The organism is uncultured Sulfitobacter sp., from assembly GCF_947497275.1.
Taxonomy (GTDB): domain Bacteria; phylum Pseudomonadota; class Alphaproteobacteria; order Rhodobacterales; family Rhodobacteraceae; genus Sulfitobacter.
Map to the genome: position 1 here is coordinate 278,247 of NZ_CANMFS010000001.1, position 16,727 is coordinate 294,973.

Consider the following 16,727-nt stretch of genomic DNA (forward strand, 5'->3'; position numbering starts at 1 on the left):
CAAATGGGTATGTCGAGCAGGACAAACCCGACAGTTGCGGTATTGATGGGCGGCCCCTCGGCAGAGCGCGAGGTGTCACTCGCTTCGGGGCGCGCGTGCGCCGCTGCACTGCGGGAATATGGGTACCGGGATGTGGTCGAGGTCGACGCAGGCCCAGACTTGTGTGCCGTACTGACGCGGATCAAACCGGATGCCGCTCTCAATTGCCTGCACGGTCGCTGGGGCGAAGACGGGTGTGTACAGGGCCTGCTCGAATGGCTCGGCATCCCCTATTCGCATTCCGGTGTGTTGGCCTCCGCCGTCGCGATGGACAAACAACGCAGCAAGGCCGTGTTCCGCGCCGCTGGTCTGCCGATCGTCGACAGCATCATCGTCAAGGCGGACGCGGTGCGCGCGGCGCACGTCATGCTGCCCCCCTATGTAGTCAAGCCCAATAACGAAGGGTCGTCGGTGGGCGTGTATCTCGTGGACGTTGAAAACAACGGGCCACCGCAGCTTGATCCTGAGATGCCCGATGAGGTGATGGTGGAGACATTCGCGCCGGGCCGGGAGCTGACGACGACCGTGGTGGGCGATCGCGCGCTGACCGTCACGGATATCGTCACGACCGGCTGGTACGATTACGATGCAAAATACAAGGAGGGCGGCTCGACCCATATCGTGCCCGCCGACGTTCCCGAAGAGATCTTCAATCTGTGCCTCGATTATGCTCTGCGCGCGCACCGCGCTTTGGGGTGTCGCGGGCTGAGCCGGACCGATTTTCGCTGGGACGAGGCGCGCGGCACCGAAGGTCTGATCCTGCTCGAAACCAATACACAGCCCGGCATGACCGGCACGTCGCTGACGCCGGAACAGGCGCAGGCGACGGGCATGAGCCTTCCCGAATTATGTGCCTGGATGGTGGAGGATGCCTCATGCGGACGTTGATCCGGCGCGCGCCTAAACCCGGCAGGCCCGATCCCGCGCCGTCGCGCTGGGCGTGGCGCATGCAGCGATTGATGCTCACGCCCGGCGTCCGGTTCGGCCTGCGCGCGGGTGTGCCGTTCTGCCTGACGTTGCTGGCTGGTACGTGGTATCTGGCGGATGATACGCGCCGCGGTGCGATCGAGCAGATAATCGTCGACGCACGCGCCAGCATCGAGACGCGGCCCGAATTCATGGTCAACCTGATGGCCATCGACGGGGTCGAGGACAAGCTGGCCAGCTATATCCGCGAAAGCCTGCCGCTAAATTTCCCGATTTCGAGCTTTGATCTGGATCTGGACGCGATGCGGCGCACCGTCAGCGAGATTTCAGCCGTCAAATCTGCCTCCGTGCGCATCCGCCCGGGCGGCGTTTTGCAGATCGACGTTCAGCCGCGCGAGGCGGTGGCCCTGTGGCGGTCAGCGGCCGGGCTTGTCCTGATCGACGAAAATGGCATTTACGTTGCGACCGCGACAAGCCGCCACGCGCGGCCCGATCTGCCGTTGATCGCGGGCGAGGCGGCGAACGCGCATGTGGACGAGGCGCTGGGCCTCATGCAGGCAGCGGCACCCCTTGGCGCGCGGCTGCGCGGTCTGGTACGCATGGGCGCGCGGCGCTGGGATGTTGTGCTGGACCGCGACCAACGCATCCTGCTTCCCGAGCAAGAACCGATGCGCGCGCTCGAACGGGTGGTGGCGCTGGAAGGCGCGCAGGACGTCCTGTCGCGCGATGTGGCGGGAGTGGATCTGCGGCTCGATCGCCGTCCGACGGTACAAATGACAACAGAGGCCGCCGTTGAGAGGCAGGCCCAACAGGCAGCGTTTAGGGCAGAAAACAAATGAATGATCTGTATCAGAGCCAGCGGACCATGCGACACATGCGCAAACTCGCCATGCAGCGCGGCGTGGTGGCCATCTTGGACGTAGGCAGTTCCAAGATTGCGGCCCTGGTCCTGCGGTTCGACGGGACCGCGCGGCTCAACGATGACGGCGAGGTGCGATCGCTGGCGGGCGGATCGGGCTTTCGTGTGATCGGGGCGGCGACCACGCGGTCGCGCGGTGTCCGCTTTGGCGAGATCGTCGCGATGCAGGAAACCGAGCGCGCGATCCGTACCGCGCTTCAGGCCGCGCAAAAGATGGCCGGTATCCGTGTCGATCACGTGATCGCCTGCTTTTCGGGCGGCGAACCGCGCAGTTACGGACTGGACGCGCAGGTGGGGCTGGAAGATCAGGTCGTCACCGAGGATGATGTCGGCCGGGTGCTGGCGTCGTGCGATGTGCCCGAATACGGCGAGGGCCGCGAGGTGCTGCACGCGCAACCGGTAAATTTCACGCTGGATCACCGGACCGGCCTGGGCGATCCGCGCGGGCAGCTTGGCAATGATCTGAGCGTGGATCTGCACATGCTGACGGTCGATGCCGCCGCCGTGCAACATCTGGCCTACTGCATCAAACGCTGCGATCTGGAACTCGCGGGCATCGCGTCTTCTGCCTATGTGTCCGGCATTTCCTCGCTGGTCGAGGATGAGCAGGAACTCGGCGCCGCCTGTATCGATCTGGGCGGCGGAGCAACCGGCGTCTCGATCTTTATAAAGAAACACATGATCTACGCCGACAGCATCCGCATGGGCGGCGATCACGTGACATCCGATATCTCAATGGGCCTGTCGGTGCCGACGGCCAATGCCGAGCGGATCAAGACATTTTACGGCGGTGTGCAGGCCACCGGTATGGACGACCGCGAGATGATCGAAATCGGCGGTGAGACGGGCGATTACGAGCACGACCGGCGCACCGCCAGCCGCGCGGAACTGATCGGCATCATGCGCCCCCGCGTCGAGGAAATTCTGGAAGAAGCGCGCGCCCGACTGGACGCTGCCGGGTTCGATCATCTGCCAAGCCAGCAAATTGTCCTGACCGGCGGCGGCAGCCAGATCCCCGGTCTTGATGGTCTGGCAAGCAAGATCCTGGGACAGCAGGTGCGCCTTGGCCGCCCCTTGCGGGTACACGGGTTGCCGCAGGCGGCGACCGGCCCCGGATTTTCGTCCTCTGTTGGGTTGGCGTTGTTCGCGGCACACCCTCAGGATGAATGGTGGGACTTCGATATTCCAGCCGACAGGTACCCCGCGCGGTCACTCAAGCGGGCGGTGAAATGGTTCAAGGACAACTGGTAGCCGCAAGATCGGGTAGCTCCCTGCGAAATGCGGTAAGAACTGGCGAAAAATTGCCTAGATTTAGCTGTAAACTGGCCTTTTTTGCGTGACGCCAGAGGTTATGACGTCTAGAATTGAGCAAATTTGGGACAAAAATGACCCGCGCGGTGCGGGCAAGCAGAACAGGCGGATCCAAACGATGACTTTGAACCTTTCGATGCCGGGACAGGACGATCTCAAGCCACGCATTACCGTATTCGGTGTGGGCGGGGCAGGCGGCAACGCCGTGAACAACATGATCGACAAGGAATTGGACGGGGTCGATTTCGTCGTGGCCAACACCGACGCCCAGGCGTTGCAACAGGCCAAGGCCGAAAACCGTGTACAGCTGGGCATCAAGGTGACCGAAGGTCTGGGTGCCGGTGCGCGCGCTACCGTCGGTGCTGCTGCCGCTGAAGAGAGCATTGAGCAGATTGTGGATCATCTCGCCGGTGCGCACATGTGCTTTATCACCGCTGGAATGGGGGGCGGCACCGGTACGGGCGCCGCGCCGATCATCGCACAAGCCGCGCGCGAGCTGGGTGTTCTGACAGTTGGCGTCGTGACCAAGCCGTTCCAGTTCGAAGGTGCCAAGCGGATGCGCCAGGCCGAAGACGGCGTGGAATCGCTGCAAAAGGTCGTTGATACGCTGATCATCATTCCCAACCAGAACCTGTTCCGTCTGGCCAACGAAAAGACGACCTTTACCGAGGCGTTCAGCATGGCGGACGATGTGCTGTATCAAGGTGTCAAAGGCGTTACTGACCTGATGGTGCGCCCGGGCCTGATCAACCTCGACTTTGCCGATGTTCGCGCCGTGATGGACGAGATGGGCAAGGCGATGATGGGGACCGGTGAGGCCGAGGGCGAGGATCGCGCCATCCAGGCCGCCGAAAAGGCGATCGCGAACCCGCTGCTCGACGAAATTTCGCTGCGCGGTGCCAAGGGTGTGCTGATTAACATCACCGGCGGTCACGACCTGACGCTGTTCGAACTGGACGAAGCCGCCAACCGCATTCGTGAGGAAGTGGATCCCGAAGCCAACATCATCGTCGGCTCCACGCTCGATGAAACGATGGGCGGCATGATGCGTGTCAGCGTCGTGGCCACGGGGATCGATGCGCTCGACGTCAACACCGACATGCCCGTACCGCGCCGCTCCATGTCAAAGCCGCTTAACCAGGAGACACGCGTCGAGGAGCCGCGCGAGGAGCCCGTCGCCGCATCGGTGGCGGAGCCGGTTGCAGCCGTGGCCGAGTATCAGGAGGAGCCGCAGGCGCGCAGTTTCTTCGACGACGCCCCACATGAAGCGGCCCGTCAGGAAAATACCCGCGATATGTTCGCGTCGTCGCGCGCAGAGGAGAATATGGGAGCGGACGACGATCTGCCGCCTCCTGCCTACACTCCCGAGCCTGTGGCGGAAACACCGTTGCGCGATCCAATCGAAGCTGAGCCGGAAACATTCGTCGCACCACGTGCGCCGACGCCCGGCACGCCTTCGCCCGAAGCGATGGCACGTCTGCGCGCCGCAGCTCAGCGCGCTGCGCCGACAGGCGAACGTTCTGCTGCGTCCAAGCCCGCGCCACAGGAGCCGCGCCAGCAGCAACCTGCCGCCGGTCAGGGCGAGCGTCCGCGCTTTGGCATCAACTCCCTGATCAACCGGATGACCGGCACGCAGGAAGGCGAAAGCCAGCCACGCGCGGTGCAACCTCAGGCCGCGCCACGTCGTCAGCCACCTGTTCAGGGCAACCAGTCCGCAGCGGCGCCACAGCCCCGCCAGGAACAGGATCCCGACCAGGAACGGATCGAAATTCCTGCATTCCTGCGCCGTCAGGCTAATTAATTCACCGAAAAGCGTGATGTGAGGAGCCGCCTTCCGGCGGCTTTTCGCGTTTTATAACATAGGCTTATTTCAAATCGGGCGGTATCCGGCCAGTTTGTTTCCGGTATGTTTCAGACGGTTGCAAAGTTTGAGTTGTGATGTGGCAACCGGCTTTCTACTTAGGAGTTGATCAGGTGGAAACTTGACCAAGATTTGAGGTGACCCAGTGCAGACAACAGTTAAGACAGCGATCAGCTTTCGTGGCAACGGACTGCATTCTGGCCGCCCGGCGACCGTGACGGTCCGTCCTGCGGGCGTGCATCACGGTATCTGGTTCAAGCGGACCGACGTTCATCTGGGTGATACTATGATCGCTGCCCGTTGGGATGCGGTCAATCGTTCTCCTTTGTGCACCAAGCTGGAAAATGCTGCCGGTCTTCAGGTCTCCACCGTCGAACATCTCATGGCGGCATTGGCCGGCTGTGGTATCCACAATGCTTTGGTCGAGATCGACGGACCCGAAGTGCCGATCCTCGACGGATCTTCCGCGCCTTTCGTGCGAGGCATCATGACGCGTGGCGTGCGGTTTCAGGCGGCTCCGGTCATGGCGATCGAAGTTCTGAAAGAAGTGACGGTGCGAGACGGCGATGCGATGGCAACGCTGGTGCCGTCTGACACGCTGCGCATCGATTTCGAAATTGATTTCGCCGATGCGGCGATCGGGCACCAGCGGAAAACGCTGGTCATGAACAACGGCTCTTTCGCGCGTGAGTTGTGCGACAGCCGCACCTTCTGCCGGCAGGCCGACGTCGAAGCGATGCAGGCCAACGGATTGGCGTTGGGCGGTGCGGCGGGTCTGAATGCCGTGGTCTTCGATGGCGACGCGGTGGTGAGCCCGGGCGGTCTGCGTCATGCGGATGAGCCCGTGCGCCATAAAATGCTGGATGCGTTGGGTGATCTCGCACTCGCCGGGGCACCTTTGCTGGGTCACTACACAGGCGTGCGTGCGGGGCATTCACTGACCAACACACTGCTGCGCAAGCTGTTCGGGACACCCGGAGCGGTGCGGATGGTTGAATGCGACGGCGCCATCGCCGCGCGTCTTCCCGGCTTCGGTCTGGTCTGGAACGAAATTCCGGCAGTCGCATGACAATAAGGCGCTTTCCGTTCCTGAACCAAGAGTGTTAAAAGGCCCGTAGCACCCGCTTCGGGCCTTTTTCCAAAGTGGTAAATCGGCGTTTTGCCCCGTCGGTTATTGTGCTAACACGAGGGCACGCGGGCATCATGTATCTGCCCGCGAGAGTTTTGTGATCGAAGAATAAGGATGGCCAAGGATGGGTTTTCGGGGGTCTGCGAAAGGTCTTTCCGCCACATTGGCGGTTGTTGCGACACTCGGCGCGTGTGGTGTCGGCACCGATGCCGGCAGGGTCACCGACAGTTTCTTCAACCCGCAGGAAATCCCGCTTGAAACCTACACGCCCGAACAAATTTTCGAACGGGGCGAGTTCGAACTGAACCGCAAGCGCCCGGAAGAGGGCGCGTTCTACTTTTCAGAGATTGAACGGCTTTATCCGTATTCCGAATGGGCCAAGCGGGCGTTGATCATGCAGGCGTTCGCCTATCATCAGGACGGCGACTATCCCAACAGCCGCTCCGCGTCGCAGCGGTTCATCGACTTCTATCCCGACGATGACGATGCCGCCTATGCCGCCTATCTGCTCGCGCTCAGCTACTATGATCAGATCGACGACGTTGGTCGCGATCAGGGGCTCACATTTCAGGCGCTGCAATCACTGCGTCAGGTGATCGAACGCTATCCCGACAGCGAATATGCACGTACCTCGATCCTCAAGTTCGATCTGGCCTTCGATCATCTTGCGGGCAAGGAAATGGAGATCGGGCGCTATTACCTGCGCCGCGATCACTACACCGCAGCAATCAATCGCTTTCGTGTCGTCGTCGAGGATTTTCAGACCACGACGCATACCGCCGAAGCGCTGCACCGGCTGGTCGAGTCGTACCTGAGCCTCGGCCTCGTCGAAGAGGCGCAGACGGCGGGTGCCATACTGGGCTACAACTACCAATCGACTGAATGGTACGCAGACAGTTACAAATTGCTGACCGGTCGCGGTCTTGAGCTGAAATCGCTGGGCGATAACTGGCTATCGACGATATACCGTCAGACGCTGAAAGGCGAATGGCTGTAATAGTGCGGCCACGCCTTCTTTCGACGGATACATCGTAATGCTGCGCGGTCTGGATATTTCCGATATGCTGATCATCGAACGGCTGGAACTGGATTTCCAGCCGGGGCTTAACGTCCTGACGGGCGAGACGGGCGCGGGCAAGTCGATCCTGCTCGATTCGCTGGGGTTCGTGTTGGGCTGGCGCGGACGCGCCGATCTGGTCCGGCAGGGGGCTGCCCAGGGGGAAGTGACCGCCTGGTTTGATCTGCCCGAAGGACATCCCGCTCATGCCGTACTGGAAGAGGCTGGATTGCCTGGGGGCGATGAGTTGATCCTGCGCCGGATCAACACCGCAGAGGGCCGCAAGACGGCGTGGGTGAACGACCGGCGCTGTTCCGGCGAGGTGCTGCGCCAGTTGAGCGAAACGCTCGTCGAGCTGCACGGCCAGCACGACGATCGCGGGCTGCTCAATCCGCGCGGGCACCGTGCGATCCTTGACGATTTCGCACAGCTCGACACGTTGCGCGCGCGCACCCGCGCGGCATGGACCGACCGCAGCAGGACCCGCAAGGCGGTAGAGGCGGCGGCAAAGGTTCAGGAAGAGATCCGTGCGGAGGAGGAGTTTCTACGCTACGCGGTGGCCGAACTGGACAAGCTGGCCCCCGAGGAAGGGGAGGAAGCCGAGCTTGATACGAAACGCCGGGTGATGCAGGCGGCGGAGAAGATCCGCGCCGATGTCGTGAATGCCTATGAGGCGATGGGCAACAACGGGGCAGAAGCGCAGATGGCCGATGCGTTTCGCTGGCTCGACGGAGCGGCGGACCGCGCCGAGGGCGCGCTGGACGAACCGATGGCGGCCCTGAACCGCGCAATGATCGAACTTGACCTCGCGATGGAAGGGGTGGTGCGCGCCATCGAAGTGATGTCGTTCGACGAACGCGAACTGGAAGATGCCGAAGAGCGGCTTTTCGCGATCCGTGCCCTCGCGCGCAAGCACGATGTGATGCCCGATACGCTCGCCGGGTTCGCGGACACGCTGCGCGCCAAGCTGGAGACGCTGGATGCAAGCGATGCGCGGCAGGCCGCTTTGCAGGCCGAAGCGAAAGCGGCAGACGCGGCTTATGAAACGGCAGCGGATGCCTTGGGGGATGCACGCCGTGCGGCTGCCGTACGGCTTGATAGAGCCGTGAGCGCCGAGCTTGCGCCACTTAAGATGGAGCGCGCCGTTTTCGCCACCCTGATCGAGAACGAGGCGCCCGGACCGGAGGGCCGCGACGCGGTGTCTTTCACCGTCGCTACCAACCCCGGCGCGCCTTCCGGCCCGCTCAACAAGATCGCATCGGGCGGCGAATTGAGCCGCTTTCTGCTGGCGCTCAAGGTGTGCCTTACACAGGCGCAATCGGGGCTGACGCTGATTTTTGACGAAATCGACCGAGGGGTAGGAGGCGCCACGGCGGATGCCGTCGGACGGCGGCTGGCGGCCTTGGCGCAGGACGGTCAGGTTCTTGTGGTCACCCACTCGCCGCAGGTTGCCGCCCTTGGCGCGCACCACTGGCGCGTAGAAAAATCGGTCCGTGACGGCATGACGACAACCGATGTAGTACCGCTCGGGCGAGAGGAACGTGTGGACGAGGTGGCCCGTATGGTCTCGGGCGATACCATTACGGATGCCGCGCGCGAGGCCGCACGCGCCCTGTTAAGTGCCTGAGCGGGCCGCACGTCTTGCATGCGCGGGCGCGCTGTGGTCTGAGCAAATCGTTCCGGACGGGGACCACCGGCGAGATGAGGGAAGATGAGCGAGCCAGGCCGCTCTTTTTTGTCACAACAGATGACGTCGGCTGTTACCAGCTGCCGGATCGGCTGGCGCGTCCTGCGCCATAAGGGACCAAGCAAGGTTACCTTCTGGTTTATCGCCTTGTTGATCGGTATTGCGGCGGGCTTTGCCGCCCTCTTTTTCCGCAAGGGCATTAACCTGTTGCAGGAAACGCTTTACGGCACCGACGATGTCCAGTTCCTGCACAGTTTCGTCACCGGACTGGAGTGGTACTGGATTGTTCTGATCCCGACGATCGGGGGTCTGGTCACCGGATTGATATTGCACAACTTTACGAACGACGCGCGGGTGCGGGCGGTGGGGGACGTGATCCTGGGTGCGGCGTTGCACGAAGGGCGGGTGGAAAAACGTGCGGGTATCGCATCGGCCCTCGCATCACTGGTGACGCTTGGAACGGGCGGATCGTCGGGGCGCGAGGGACCTGTGGTGCATCTGGCCGCCGTCATCTCTGCCTGGGTTTGCGTGCGGATCAATGCGGACGGGATCACCGGGCGCGATCTGTTGGGCTGCGCCGTCGCGGCGGCGGTATCGGCGAGCTTCAATGCGCCAATCGCCGGGGCGTTGTTCGCGCTTGAGGTGGTGCTGCGCCATTTCGCGGTCCACGCCTTTGCGCCCATCGTGATCGCCAGTGTCGCGGGCACCGTGATCAATCGGATCGAATTTGGCGGGGTGACGGAGTTCAAGCTGCCAACCAGCGGAGATTTGCAATTTTACGTGGAGTTGCCTGCGTTTCTGCTGCTGGGGCTGACCTGCGGTCTGGTCGCCGTCGCGTTCATGCGCGCGATCTTCTGGGCGGACGACGTGGGTAATCACATCCAGGCGCGCAGCAAACTTCCGCGCTGGACTCGCCCGATGGTCGCGGGGGTTTTGCTGGGGGTGATCGCGCTGTGGTATCCTCACATCATCGGCGTCGGGTACGAGACGACGTCCCTGGCCCTCACCGGCGCGCTCAGCTTGCATGAAGTGGCGGTGTTCGCGGTGCTCAAGGTTGTCGCGGTGGCGATCACGCTGGGGGGCCGCATGGGGGGAGGCGTGTTTTCGCCGTCATTGATGGTGGGGGCGCTGACCGGGCTCGCGTTTGGTCTGATCGCGACCGGCATATTCCCTGATGTATCGGGTTCTACCTCGCTCTATGCGCTCGCGGGCATGGGGGCGGTCGCGGCGGCGGTTCTGGGCGCACCCATATCGACGACGCTGATCGTGTTCGAACTGACCGGAGACTGGCAGACCGGACTTGCGGTGATGGTCGCGGTCAGCATTTCGACCGCACTGGCCTCCAATATCGTTAACCGCAGTTTCTTTCTGACCCAAATCGAGAGGCGGGGCATCCACTTGGCGGCGGGTCCGCAGGCCTATCTGCTGGCCATATTTACGGCCGCGAAAACGATGCGGGGACCCGACCACCCGAAAGCGGCGGACGAGCAGCAATGCTGGGAAATGATCGGTGACGGGATCTATGTCGATGGGGCCGCGACCCTCGAAGCGGCAATGCCGCTTTTCGAGCAGGCTGGTGTGCCGTTCATTCCCGTCGTCACATTATCTGCGGATGCCGCCCCGCCCGAACTACTGGGCGCACTGTTTCACGTCGATGCCTTGCGGGCGTACAACCGGGCGCTGGCCGCTACTGCTGCCGAGGAACATTCCTGACGGGCGATCAGATGCGTTCGACCGTTATTTCGTCCATTGGGTAGAACGCCATGTGATCCTTGATCCGTGCCACCGCCTCTTTGGGGTCTTCATATGACCAGACCGCGTTTTCCAGCGTGCGGCTCTTGGTGACAACGGAATAGTGGTTCGCCACGCCCTTGTGCGGGCATTCCGTGGTCTTGTCGCTGGCGTCGAAAAAGGCCACGGCAATGTCTTCGCGCGGGAAATAGATCACCGGCGGGTAGTCACCCTCGACCAGTTCCAGCGCATTGTTGCTCTCTCCCAGGACGGCGCCGCCTGCACGCACGGTATAGGTGCCCTCAGCCTTGCGGATGGTAATGTTATTGGCCAACTGTTCTCTCCCCCGACCTATCGCTGTAGCGCCTCAAAGCGGCGCCGTTGCCGCATCTAACCACCGTTTCGCAGCGGGTGTAACCCGTGGTCCGATATTAGTAGCCACCTGCGCGTGATAGTCATCAAGCCATGCGCGCGCGTCACTGTCCAGCATCTCGGCGACGATCAGACGTCGGTCGATCGGCGCGAAGGCGAGGGTGCGCCAGTCGAGCATCGCCCGGTGCGCATCGCCGCCGGGCAGAGCCGGTGCGTCCTGCACCACAAGCAGGTTTTCAAGACGGATGCCAAAGCCGCCTTCGCGGTAATATCCCGGCTCGTTGCTCAGTATCATGCCGGGTTGAAGCGGCACCTGACTGATCCGGCTCAGTCTCTGCGGGCCTTCGTGGACACTCAGGTAGGCGCCGACACCGTGGCCCAGGCCGTGATCAAAGTCCTGACCGGCAAGCCAGAGCGGCATCCGCCCGATGGCTTCGATATGACAGCCGGCAAGTCCCGCAGGCCAGCGCAAACGGCTCATCGCGATCATGCCCGCCAAAACACGCGTAAAGGCGGCGCGCGCTTCCTCGGGCGGTGGTCCGATGGCCACGGTTCGGGTAATGTCGGTCGTCCCGTCCAGATACTGACCACCGCTGTCGATCACGATCAGATCGCCGCTTTGCAGCGTGCGGTCGGTTTCCTCGGTCACGCGGTAATGCATGATAGCGCCGTTCGGCCCGCTTCCGGCGATGGTTTCAAAGCTGATGTCCTGCAACATGTCGTCACGGCGCCGAAGTTGCTCCAACTGCGCGACCACCTGCGTCTCTGTGATGCTGGCGGGAGGCTGCTGGTCGAGCCAGTACAGCATTTCGACCATCGCAGCACCGTCACGCAGATGCGCAGACGCTGATCCTTCTATTTCGGCGGCATTCTTGCACGCCTTGGGCAGCGCGCAAGGCTCAACACCGGTTACGCCGCGCGCACCGAGCTTGTCGCCAATAATCCGGGGTGCAGTACCCGCATCTATCCGCACAGGACTTTCCAACGCCGTCAGCGCATCCAGAAATGTTTCGGGCGCATGAATGGTTACGTCCGGCCCCAGGTGCGCTTTCATCCCGTCGAACTTCGTCGGAATAGCGTAAAGGTCGACCTTGCCCGTCACATGCAGCACCGCAAACCCGTGGACCACTGGATTGCGCTCGATATCTGTGCCGCGGATGTTCAGAAGCCAGCAAATGCTGTCGGGCAGGGTGATGACGGCGGCTTTCTCTCCAGCCTGCGCCAGTGTCGCCGCAAGCCGCGCCCGCTTCGCTTCATGAGGCTCGCCCGCGAATTTCAAAGGATGCGGGCGCGCCGGGTGGTTCGGCGGTGCGGGCTGGTCCGGCCAGATCTTATCGACCAGATTCTCGCTTTGAACCAGCGTTATGCCGCTGCCGGCAAGCGCGGCCTCCGCTTGGGAAATCTGTTCGACGGTATGCAGCCATGGGTCATAGGCAACGCGCCCGCCCTGCGGCAACTGCTGGCGCAGCCAGGCCGACATCGACGTCTCGGGCCAGGGAACGGGAATGAACTCGGGTGCGACCTGCGCCTTGACCTGCGTGCGGTAGCGGCCGTCAATGAAAACCCCCGCGCTGTCCTGCAATGCGATGCAGAAACCGGCGGACCCGGTGAAACCGGTCAACCACGCCAGCCGGGCATCTCGCGGAGCGACGTATTCGCCCTGATGTGCGTCCGCGCGGGGCACGATAAACCCGTCCACGCCTTCGCTTTCAAATACGTCGCGCAGAGCGGCAAGCCGGGGCGGCCCCTGTTCGGGCCGCGCAGTGACATTGAATGTCTGAAGCATCGCTGGTTCCTTTGATTGACAGCCGTGTTGACGTGCGGCGGATCAGCTGGCGCGCTTGATTCCCATCACGCGCGCCCGTGCGCGCGGATCGCTGTCGAACAAAGAGGCAAGCTGTTCCGTCATCGCCCCGGCCAGCTGTTCTACATCCGTAATCGTGACCGCGCGGTCATAGTAGCGTGTCACATCATGTCCGATGCCGATTGCCAGCAATTCGACGGCTTTGCGCTTTTCCACCATCGCGATCACGTCGCGCAGATGCTTTTCCAGGTAGTTCGCGGGGTTCACAGAAAGCGTGCTGTCGTCGACCGGCGCGCCATCCGAAATCACCATCAGGATCTTGCGCGATTCATGTCGCGCCACCATCCGCCGATGCGCCCATTCCAGCGCCTCGCCGTCGATGTTTTCCTTCAGCAGACCTTCCTTCATCATCAGCCCAAGATTGGGCCGGGTGCGCCGCCACGGCGCATCCGCCGATTTGTAGATGATGTGACGCAGATCGTTCAGACGCCCCGGTCCCGTGGGCCGACCTTCGTTCAGCCACGCCTCGCGGGCCTGTCCGCCCTTCCACGCCCGCGTGGTGAAACCAAGAATCTCGACCTTGACGTTGCACCGCTCCAGCGTTCGGGCGAGCACATCGGCGCAGATGGCGGCGATAGAGATGGGGCGACCGCGCATGGAGCCGGAGTTGTCCAAGAGCAGCGTCACGACTGTGTCGCGGAACTCGGTGTCTTTCTCGACCTTGAAGCTGAGCGGTGTCGTCGGGTTGGCCACGACCCGCGCAAGGCGGCCTGCATCCAACGTACCTTCCTCGAGGTCGAACTCCCAGGATCGGTTCTGTTGCGCCTGAAGGCGGCGCTGCAACTTGTTGGCAAGGCGACTTACGGCACCTTTAAGAGGCTCCAGCTGTTGATCGAGATAGGCGCGCAGGCGCTCAAGCTCGACCGGCTCGGCGAGATCTTCGGCGCCTACGACCTCGTCGTGATCGCTCAGATAAACAGCATAGTTCGGGTCCGCGTCCGATACAGGTTGCGGGGCAGGCGGCTCCATCGGGGCTTCGCCATCGGGCATTTCCGCCTCTTCGCCAAGCTCCTGATCGGCCATATCGTCCATCGACACCTGGGCCTGGCTCGCATCCTGCTGCTCTTCCTGACTTTGCTCGGGTGACGCGTCGGCATCATCCTGATCCTGTTCGTCCTGACCGGTGCTGTCGGGGTCCTGCTCCTCTTCGGTGCCTTCCTCGGCCTCGTCCTCTAGGTCGTCGTCGGCCCCGTCAGGATCATCACCCAGTTGATCGGCATAGCCCAGATCGGTGATGATCTGCCGCGCGAATTTGGCGAAAGCGGTTTGATCGGCAAGGTTCTTGTCGAGATCACCCAAGGTTCCCCCCGCCTGATCCTCGATATAGCCGCGCCAAAGCTCCATTACGTTTTCAGCACCCTCCGGCATGGGGCGACCGGTCGCCAGATGGCGCACGAGATATCCCGCCGCCACGGCCAAAGGCACATCCGAAGCCTGGGTTACCTGATCGTAGCCCTTGCGCAGGGCCTCATATTTGATCTTGGCGTCGATGTTCCCCGCCGTACCGGGCATATCGCGCGCGCCCATCGCCTCGCAGCGCGCGGTTTCCATTGCTTCGTACAGATCGCGCGCCATCTCTCCCTGCGGCTGATACCGCGCGTGGGTCTGGCCGTTGTGGTAGCGTCTGTTCAACGCCAGCGCATCCGCCGTGCCACGGGCCAGCAACACCTCATCTCGCGTCATGCGCCGCGTGACCTGAGGCAAGCGCATAGCATCACCCGACAATCCGGACGGATCAACGGAATAGCTGACCGTCAGCTCGGGATCGTTCGCCATCACCTTGGAGGCTTCGGCCAAAGCCTTTTTGAACGCGTCCGCAGGGTTGTCAGATTTGGTCATGCAGCCCTCTCAAGCAAAAAGTAACGTCTGTTTCGCAGGTTTCATGCTTTGCGTCAAAACACGCCTTATCCTTACGAGATACCGCCCGGAACCCCGCCACCGGTTTGCGGGGCTCCGGACGAGGGAAGCGACGACAAGGCTCAACCGAGGCTCAGGCTTGCCGCGCTTTCAGGGAGTTCCTCGTCGAACAGGCGCTGATAGAATTCGGCCACTGTCTGACGTTCCAACTCATCACATTTGTTGAGGAAACTCAGTCGGAATGCGTAGCCCACGTTCTTGAAGATCTCGGCGTTCTGCGCCCAGGCGATGACGGTCCGCGGCGACATCACCGTCGACAGGTCGCCGTTCATGAACGCCGTCCGGGTCAGATCGGCAACGGTAACCATCTGTTTGATTGTCTTGCGACCGGCGGCGGTGTTGAAATGCGGGTTCTTCGCAAGAACGATCTGCGTTTCCGCGTCGATGCTGAGATAGTTCAGCGTGGACACGAGCGACCAGCGGTCCATCTGACCCTGATTGATTTGTTGGGTCCCGTGGTAAAGACCCGTCGTATCGCCCAGACCCACGGTATTCGCGGTGGCGAAAATGCGGAAATGCGGATGCGGTGTGATCACCTTGTTCTGGTCCAGAAGCGTCAGCTTGCCGTCAACTTCGAGAACGCGCTGGATCACGAACATGACGTCCGCCCGGCCCGCATCGTATTCGTCAAATACGATCGCGGTCGGCGTGCGCAACGCCCAAGGAAGGATTCCTTCCTGAAATTCAGTGACTTGCTTGCCGTCCTTAAGCTTGATCGCATCCTTGCCGATCAGGTCGATCCGGCTGATGTGGCTGTCTAGGTTCACGCGCACAGTGGGCCAGTTCAGGCGGCTCGCCACTTGTTCGATGTGGGTGGATTTGCCCGTCCCGTGGTAACCTTGGATCATGACACGACGGTTGTGGGAAAAGCCGGCGAGGATGGCCAAGGTCGTGTCGGGATCAAACTTGTAGGTGCTGTCGAATTCCGGCACGCGGTCCGTGCGGTTTTCAAAACCCCGAACGGTCATGTCCGTATCGATGCCGAATACCTCGCGCACCGAGATCTCTTTGGTGGGGGTTGCGTTGAGGTCGAGTGCGCCGTCAGCCATACTACTACATCCTACTTTTATCTGCCCCGTGGATGGGGCCGTCTTTCGTCAGGTGCAACATATAGCGCGCAGGTTCAAGGGAAAGGCCAAAAATTGCCTGTCGGGGCGCGGCCGTGTGCCGTTGCAAAGCGGACGCCTTACCGCAGTGCGCCGCACTAGTCGCGGAAATTCCTACTGGCCTTCAACTGGTCCCACGCCCAGACGACGAGCTGAAGCTGTTCTTCCTGCGAGCGATCGCCACCGTTCATGTCTGGATGAAGAACCTTGATCAAGGATTTGTAGATCTTGCGAATTTCCGGTTTGCTCATGTTGTCTTTGGCTTCCAGAACCTCCAGTGCCCGGCGTTCCGTCGGCGGCAGCCGGCGTCCCGCCTGCGGGCCCTTGCCGGGGTTCTGAGTGGCGTTCGCACCCAACACCTGATGCGGATCCTCGATGCCCAGCCGCGCCCAGGCGCGTTGCTCGGGATCGCCCATCGGTTTGGTCGGTCGTTCCCACACCTTGCCTTCGGACAACTTTGCATTCATCTCCGCTTCGGTTGTTCCGTCAAAGAAATTCCATCTGTTGTTGTATTCGCGCACATGCTGCTGACAAAACCAGAAATAGTCATCCAAAACGTCGGGCGCCTTGGGCGCGCGGTATTTGCCCGCCTCCTGACAGCCTTCATGATCGCACAGCCGGGTCGACGTCTCCGATGCGCCGGACATGCCCCGCCGGCCGCGTGGGTTCTTCTTCTTGGCAGAAGATACAGACATATCAAAACCAAAGGGATCGTCTTTTCGCATTGGGGCACCTTTCCGACTCAGGGCGATCACTCTAAACCTATGGCTGACAGAGGAAAGGGGGCGGCGCGAAAAAATCGCTCCC

The 16,727-nt window shown here is 61.9% G+C and carries 13 protein-coding genes; 8 read left to right on the forward strand and 5 right to left on the reverse strand.

All coding sequences use genetic code 11. The features are described from left to right. Positions 1 to 3: 3 nt before the first annotated feature. The 8 genes from Q1A06_RS01315 (at position 4) to Q1A06_RS01350 (ending at position 10,643) form a co-directional block, all read left to right on the forward strand. A complete protein-coding gene (locus Q1A06_RS01315) occupies positions 4 to 927 on the forward strand; it encodes a D-alanine--D-alanine ligase (RefSeq protein WP_299557861.1) in 924 nt (307 codons plus the stop codon). Further along, complete coding sequence (locus Q1A06_RS01320) at positions 915 to 1,805, forward strand: cell division protein FtsQ/DivIB (RefSeq protein WP_299557863.1); 891 nt, start codon at positions 915 to 917, stop codon at positions 1,803 to 1,805. Before Q1A06_RS01315 ends, Q1A06_RS01320 begins: the two co-directional genes overlap by 13 nt. Then, on the forward strand, positions 1,802 to 3,136 hold the full coding sequence (gene ftsA, locus Q1A06_RS01325; RefSeq protein WP_299557865.1) for a cell division protein FtsA: 1,335 nt from the start codon (positions 1,802 to 1,804) through the stop codon (positions 3,134 to 3,136). The genes Q1A06_RS01320 and ftsA overlap by 4 nt, the downstream gene beginning before the upstream one ends. A gap of 178 nt (positions 3,137 to 3,314) precedes the next feature. Then, the gene (ftsZ, locus tag Q1A06_RS01330; protein WP_299557867.1) at positions 3,315 to 4,997 is read left to right on the forward strand and encodes a cell division protein FtsZ; all 1,683 of its coding nucleotides are present in this window, start codon (positions 3,315 to 3,317) and stop codon (positions 4,995 to 4,997) included. 205 nt (positions 4,998 to 5,202) lie between these two features. Beyond that, positions 5,203 to 6,126: a UDP-3-O-acyl-N-acetylglucosamine deacetylase gene (gene lpxC / locus Q1A06_RS01335; protein ID WP_299557869.1), complete on the forward strand. Its 924-nt coding sequence runs from the start codon at positions 5,203 to 5,205 to the stop codon at positions 6,124 to 6,126. Between the two features lie 184 nt (positions 6,127 to 6,310). Then, the gene (locus Q1A06_RS01340) at positions 6,311 to 7,183 is read left to right on the forward strand and encodes an outer membrane protein assembly factor BamD (RefSeq protein ID WP_299557871.1); all 873 of its coding nucleotides are present in this window, start codon (positions 6,311 to 6,313) and stop codon (positions 7,181 to 7,183) included. Between the two features lie 37 nt (positions 7,184 to 7,220). Continuing rightward, complete coding sequence (gene recN, locus Q1A06_RS01345) at positions 7,221 to 8,870, forward strand: DNA repair protein RecN (RefSeq protein WP_299557873.1); 1,650 nt, start codon at positions 7,221 to 7,223, stop codon at positions 8,868 to 8,870. A gap of 84 nt (positions 8,871 to 8,954) precedes the next feature. Continuing rightward, positions 8,955 to 10,643: a chloride channel protein gene (locus Q1A06_RS01350; RefSeq protein ID WP_299557875.1), complete on the forward strand. Its 1,689-nt coding sequence runs from the start codon at positions 8,955 to 8,957 to the stop codon at positions 10,641 to 10,643. Between the two features lie 7 nt (positions 10,644 to 10,650). Here the strand turns inward: Q1A06_RS01350 and Q1A06_RS01355 are convergent, their stop codons facing one another. The 5 genes from Q1A06_RS01355 to Q1A06_RS01375 form a co-directional block, all read right to left on the reverse strand. Continuing rightward, positions 10,651 to 10,995: a DUF427 domain-containing protein gene (locus Q1A06_RS01355; protein ID WP_299557877.1), complete on the reverse strand. Its 345-nt coding sequence runs from the start codon at positions 10,993 to 10,995 to the stop codon at positions 10,651 to 10,653. A gap of 33 nt (positions 10,996 to 11,028) precedes the next feature. Further along, positions 11,029 to 12,819, reverse strand: coding sequence for an aminopeptidase P family protein (locus Q1A06_RS01360; protein ID WP_299557879.1), 1,791 nt, complete (start codon positions 12,817 to 12,819; stop codon positions 11,029 to 11,031). A 42-nt stretch (positions 12,820 to 12,861) separates the two neighbouring features. Further along, positions 12,862 to 14,736 (reverse strand): cobaltochelatase subunit CobT, encoded by a 1,875-nt coding sequence (cobT, locus tag Q1A06_RS01365; RefSeq protein ID WP_299557881.1) that lies wholly within the window; start codon positions 14,734 to 14,736, stop codon positions 12,862 to 12,864. A 140-nt stretch (positions 14,737 to 14,876) separates the two neighbouring features. After that, complete coding sequence (gene cobS, locus Q1A06_RS01370; protein ID WP_299557883.1) at positions 14,877 to 15,863, reverse strand: cobaltochelatase subunit CobS; 987 nt, start codon at positions 15,861 to 15,863, stop codon at positions 14,877 to 14,879. Positions 15,864 to 16,018: 155 nt separating this feature from the next. Continuing rightward, positions 16,019 to 16,645, reverse strand: coding sequence for a J domain-containing protein (locus Q1A06_RS01375; protein WP_299557885.1), 627 nt, complete (start codon positions 16,643 to 16,645; stop codon positions 16,019 to 16,021). Positions 16,646 to 16,727 lie beyond the last annotated feature (82 nt).

Bases quoted from the DNA above. Each gene is read 5' to 3' on its own strand.
- Q1A06_RS01315 (WP_299557861.1), top strand. From the start codon at position 4: ATGGGTATGTCGAGCAGGACAAACCCGACAGTTGCGGTATTGATGGGC.
- Q1A06_RS01320 (WP_299557863.1), top strand. From the start codon at position 915: ATGCGGACGTTGATCCGGCGCGCGCCTAAACCCGGCAGGCCCGATCCC.
- ftsA (WP_299557865.1), top strand. From the start codon at position 1,802: ATGAATGATCTGTATCAGAGCCAGCGGACCATGCGACACATGCGCAAA.
- ftsZ (WP_299557867.1), top strand. From the start codon at position 3,315: ATGACTTTGAACCTTTCGATGCCGGGACAGGACGATCTCAAGCCACGC.
- Q1A06_RS01340 (WP_299557871.1), top strand. From the start codon at position 6,311: ATGGGTTTTCGGGGGTCTGCGAAAGGTCTTTCCGCCACATTGGCGGTT.
- recN (WP_299557873.1), top strand. From the start codon at position 7,221: ATGCTGCGCGGTCTGGATATTTCCGATATGCTGATCATCGAACGGCTG.
- Q1A06_RS01350 (WP_299557875.1), top strand. From the start codon at position 8,955: ATGAGCGAGCCAGGCCGCTCTTTTTTGTCACAACAGATGACGTCGGCT.
- Q1A06_RS01360 (WP_299557879.1), bottom strand. From the start codon at position 12,819: ATGCTTCAGACATTCAATGTCACTGCGCGGCCCGAACAGGGGCCGCCC.
- cobT (WP_299557881.1), bottom strand. From the start codon at position 14,736: ATGACCAAATCTGACAACCCTGCGGACGCGTTCAAAAAGGCTTTGGCC.
- cobS (WP_299557883.1), bottom strand. From the start codon at position 15,863: ATGGCTGACGGCGCACTCGACCTCAACGCAACCCCCACCAAAGAGATC.
- Q1A06_RS01375 (WP_299557885.1), bottom strand. From the start codon at position 16,645: ATGCGAAAAGACGATCCCTTTGGTTTTGATATGTCTGTATCTTCTGCC.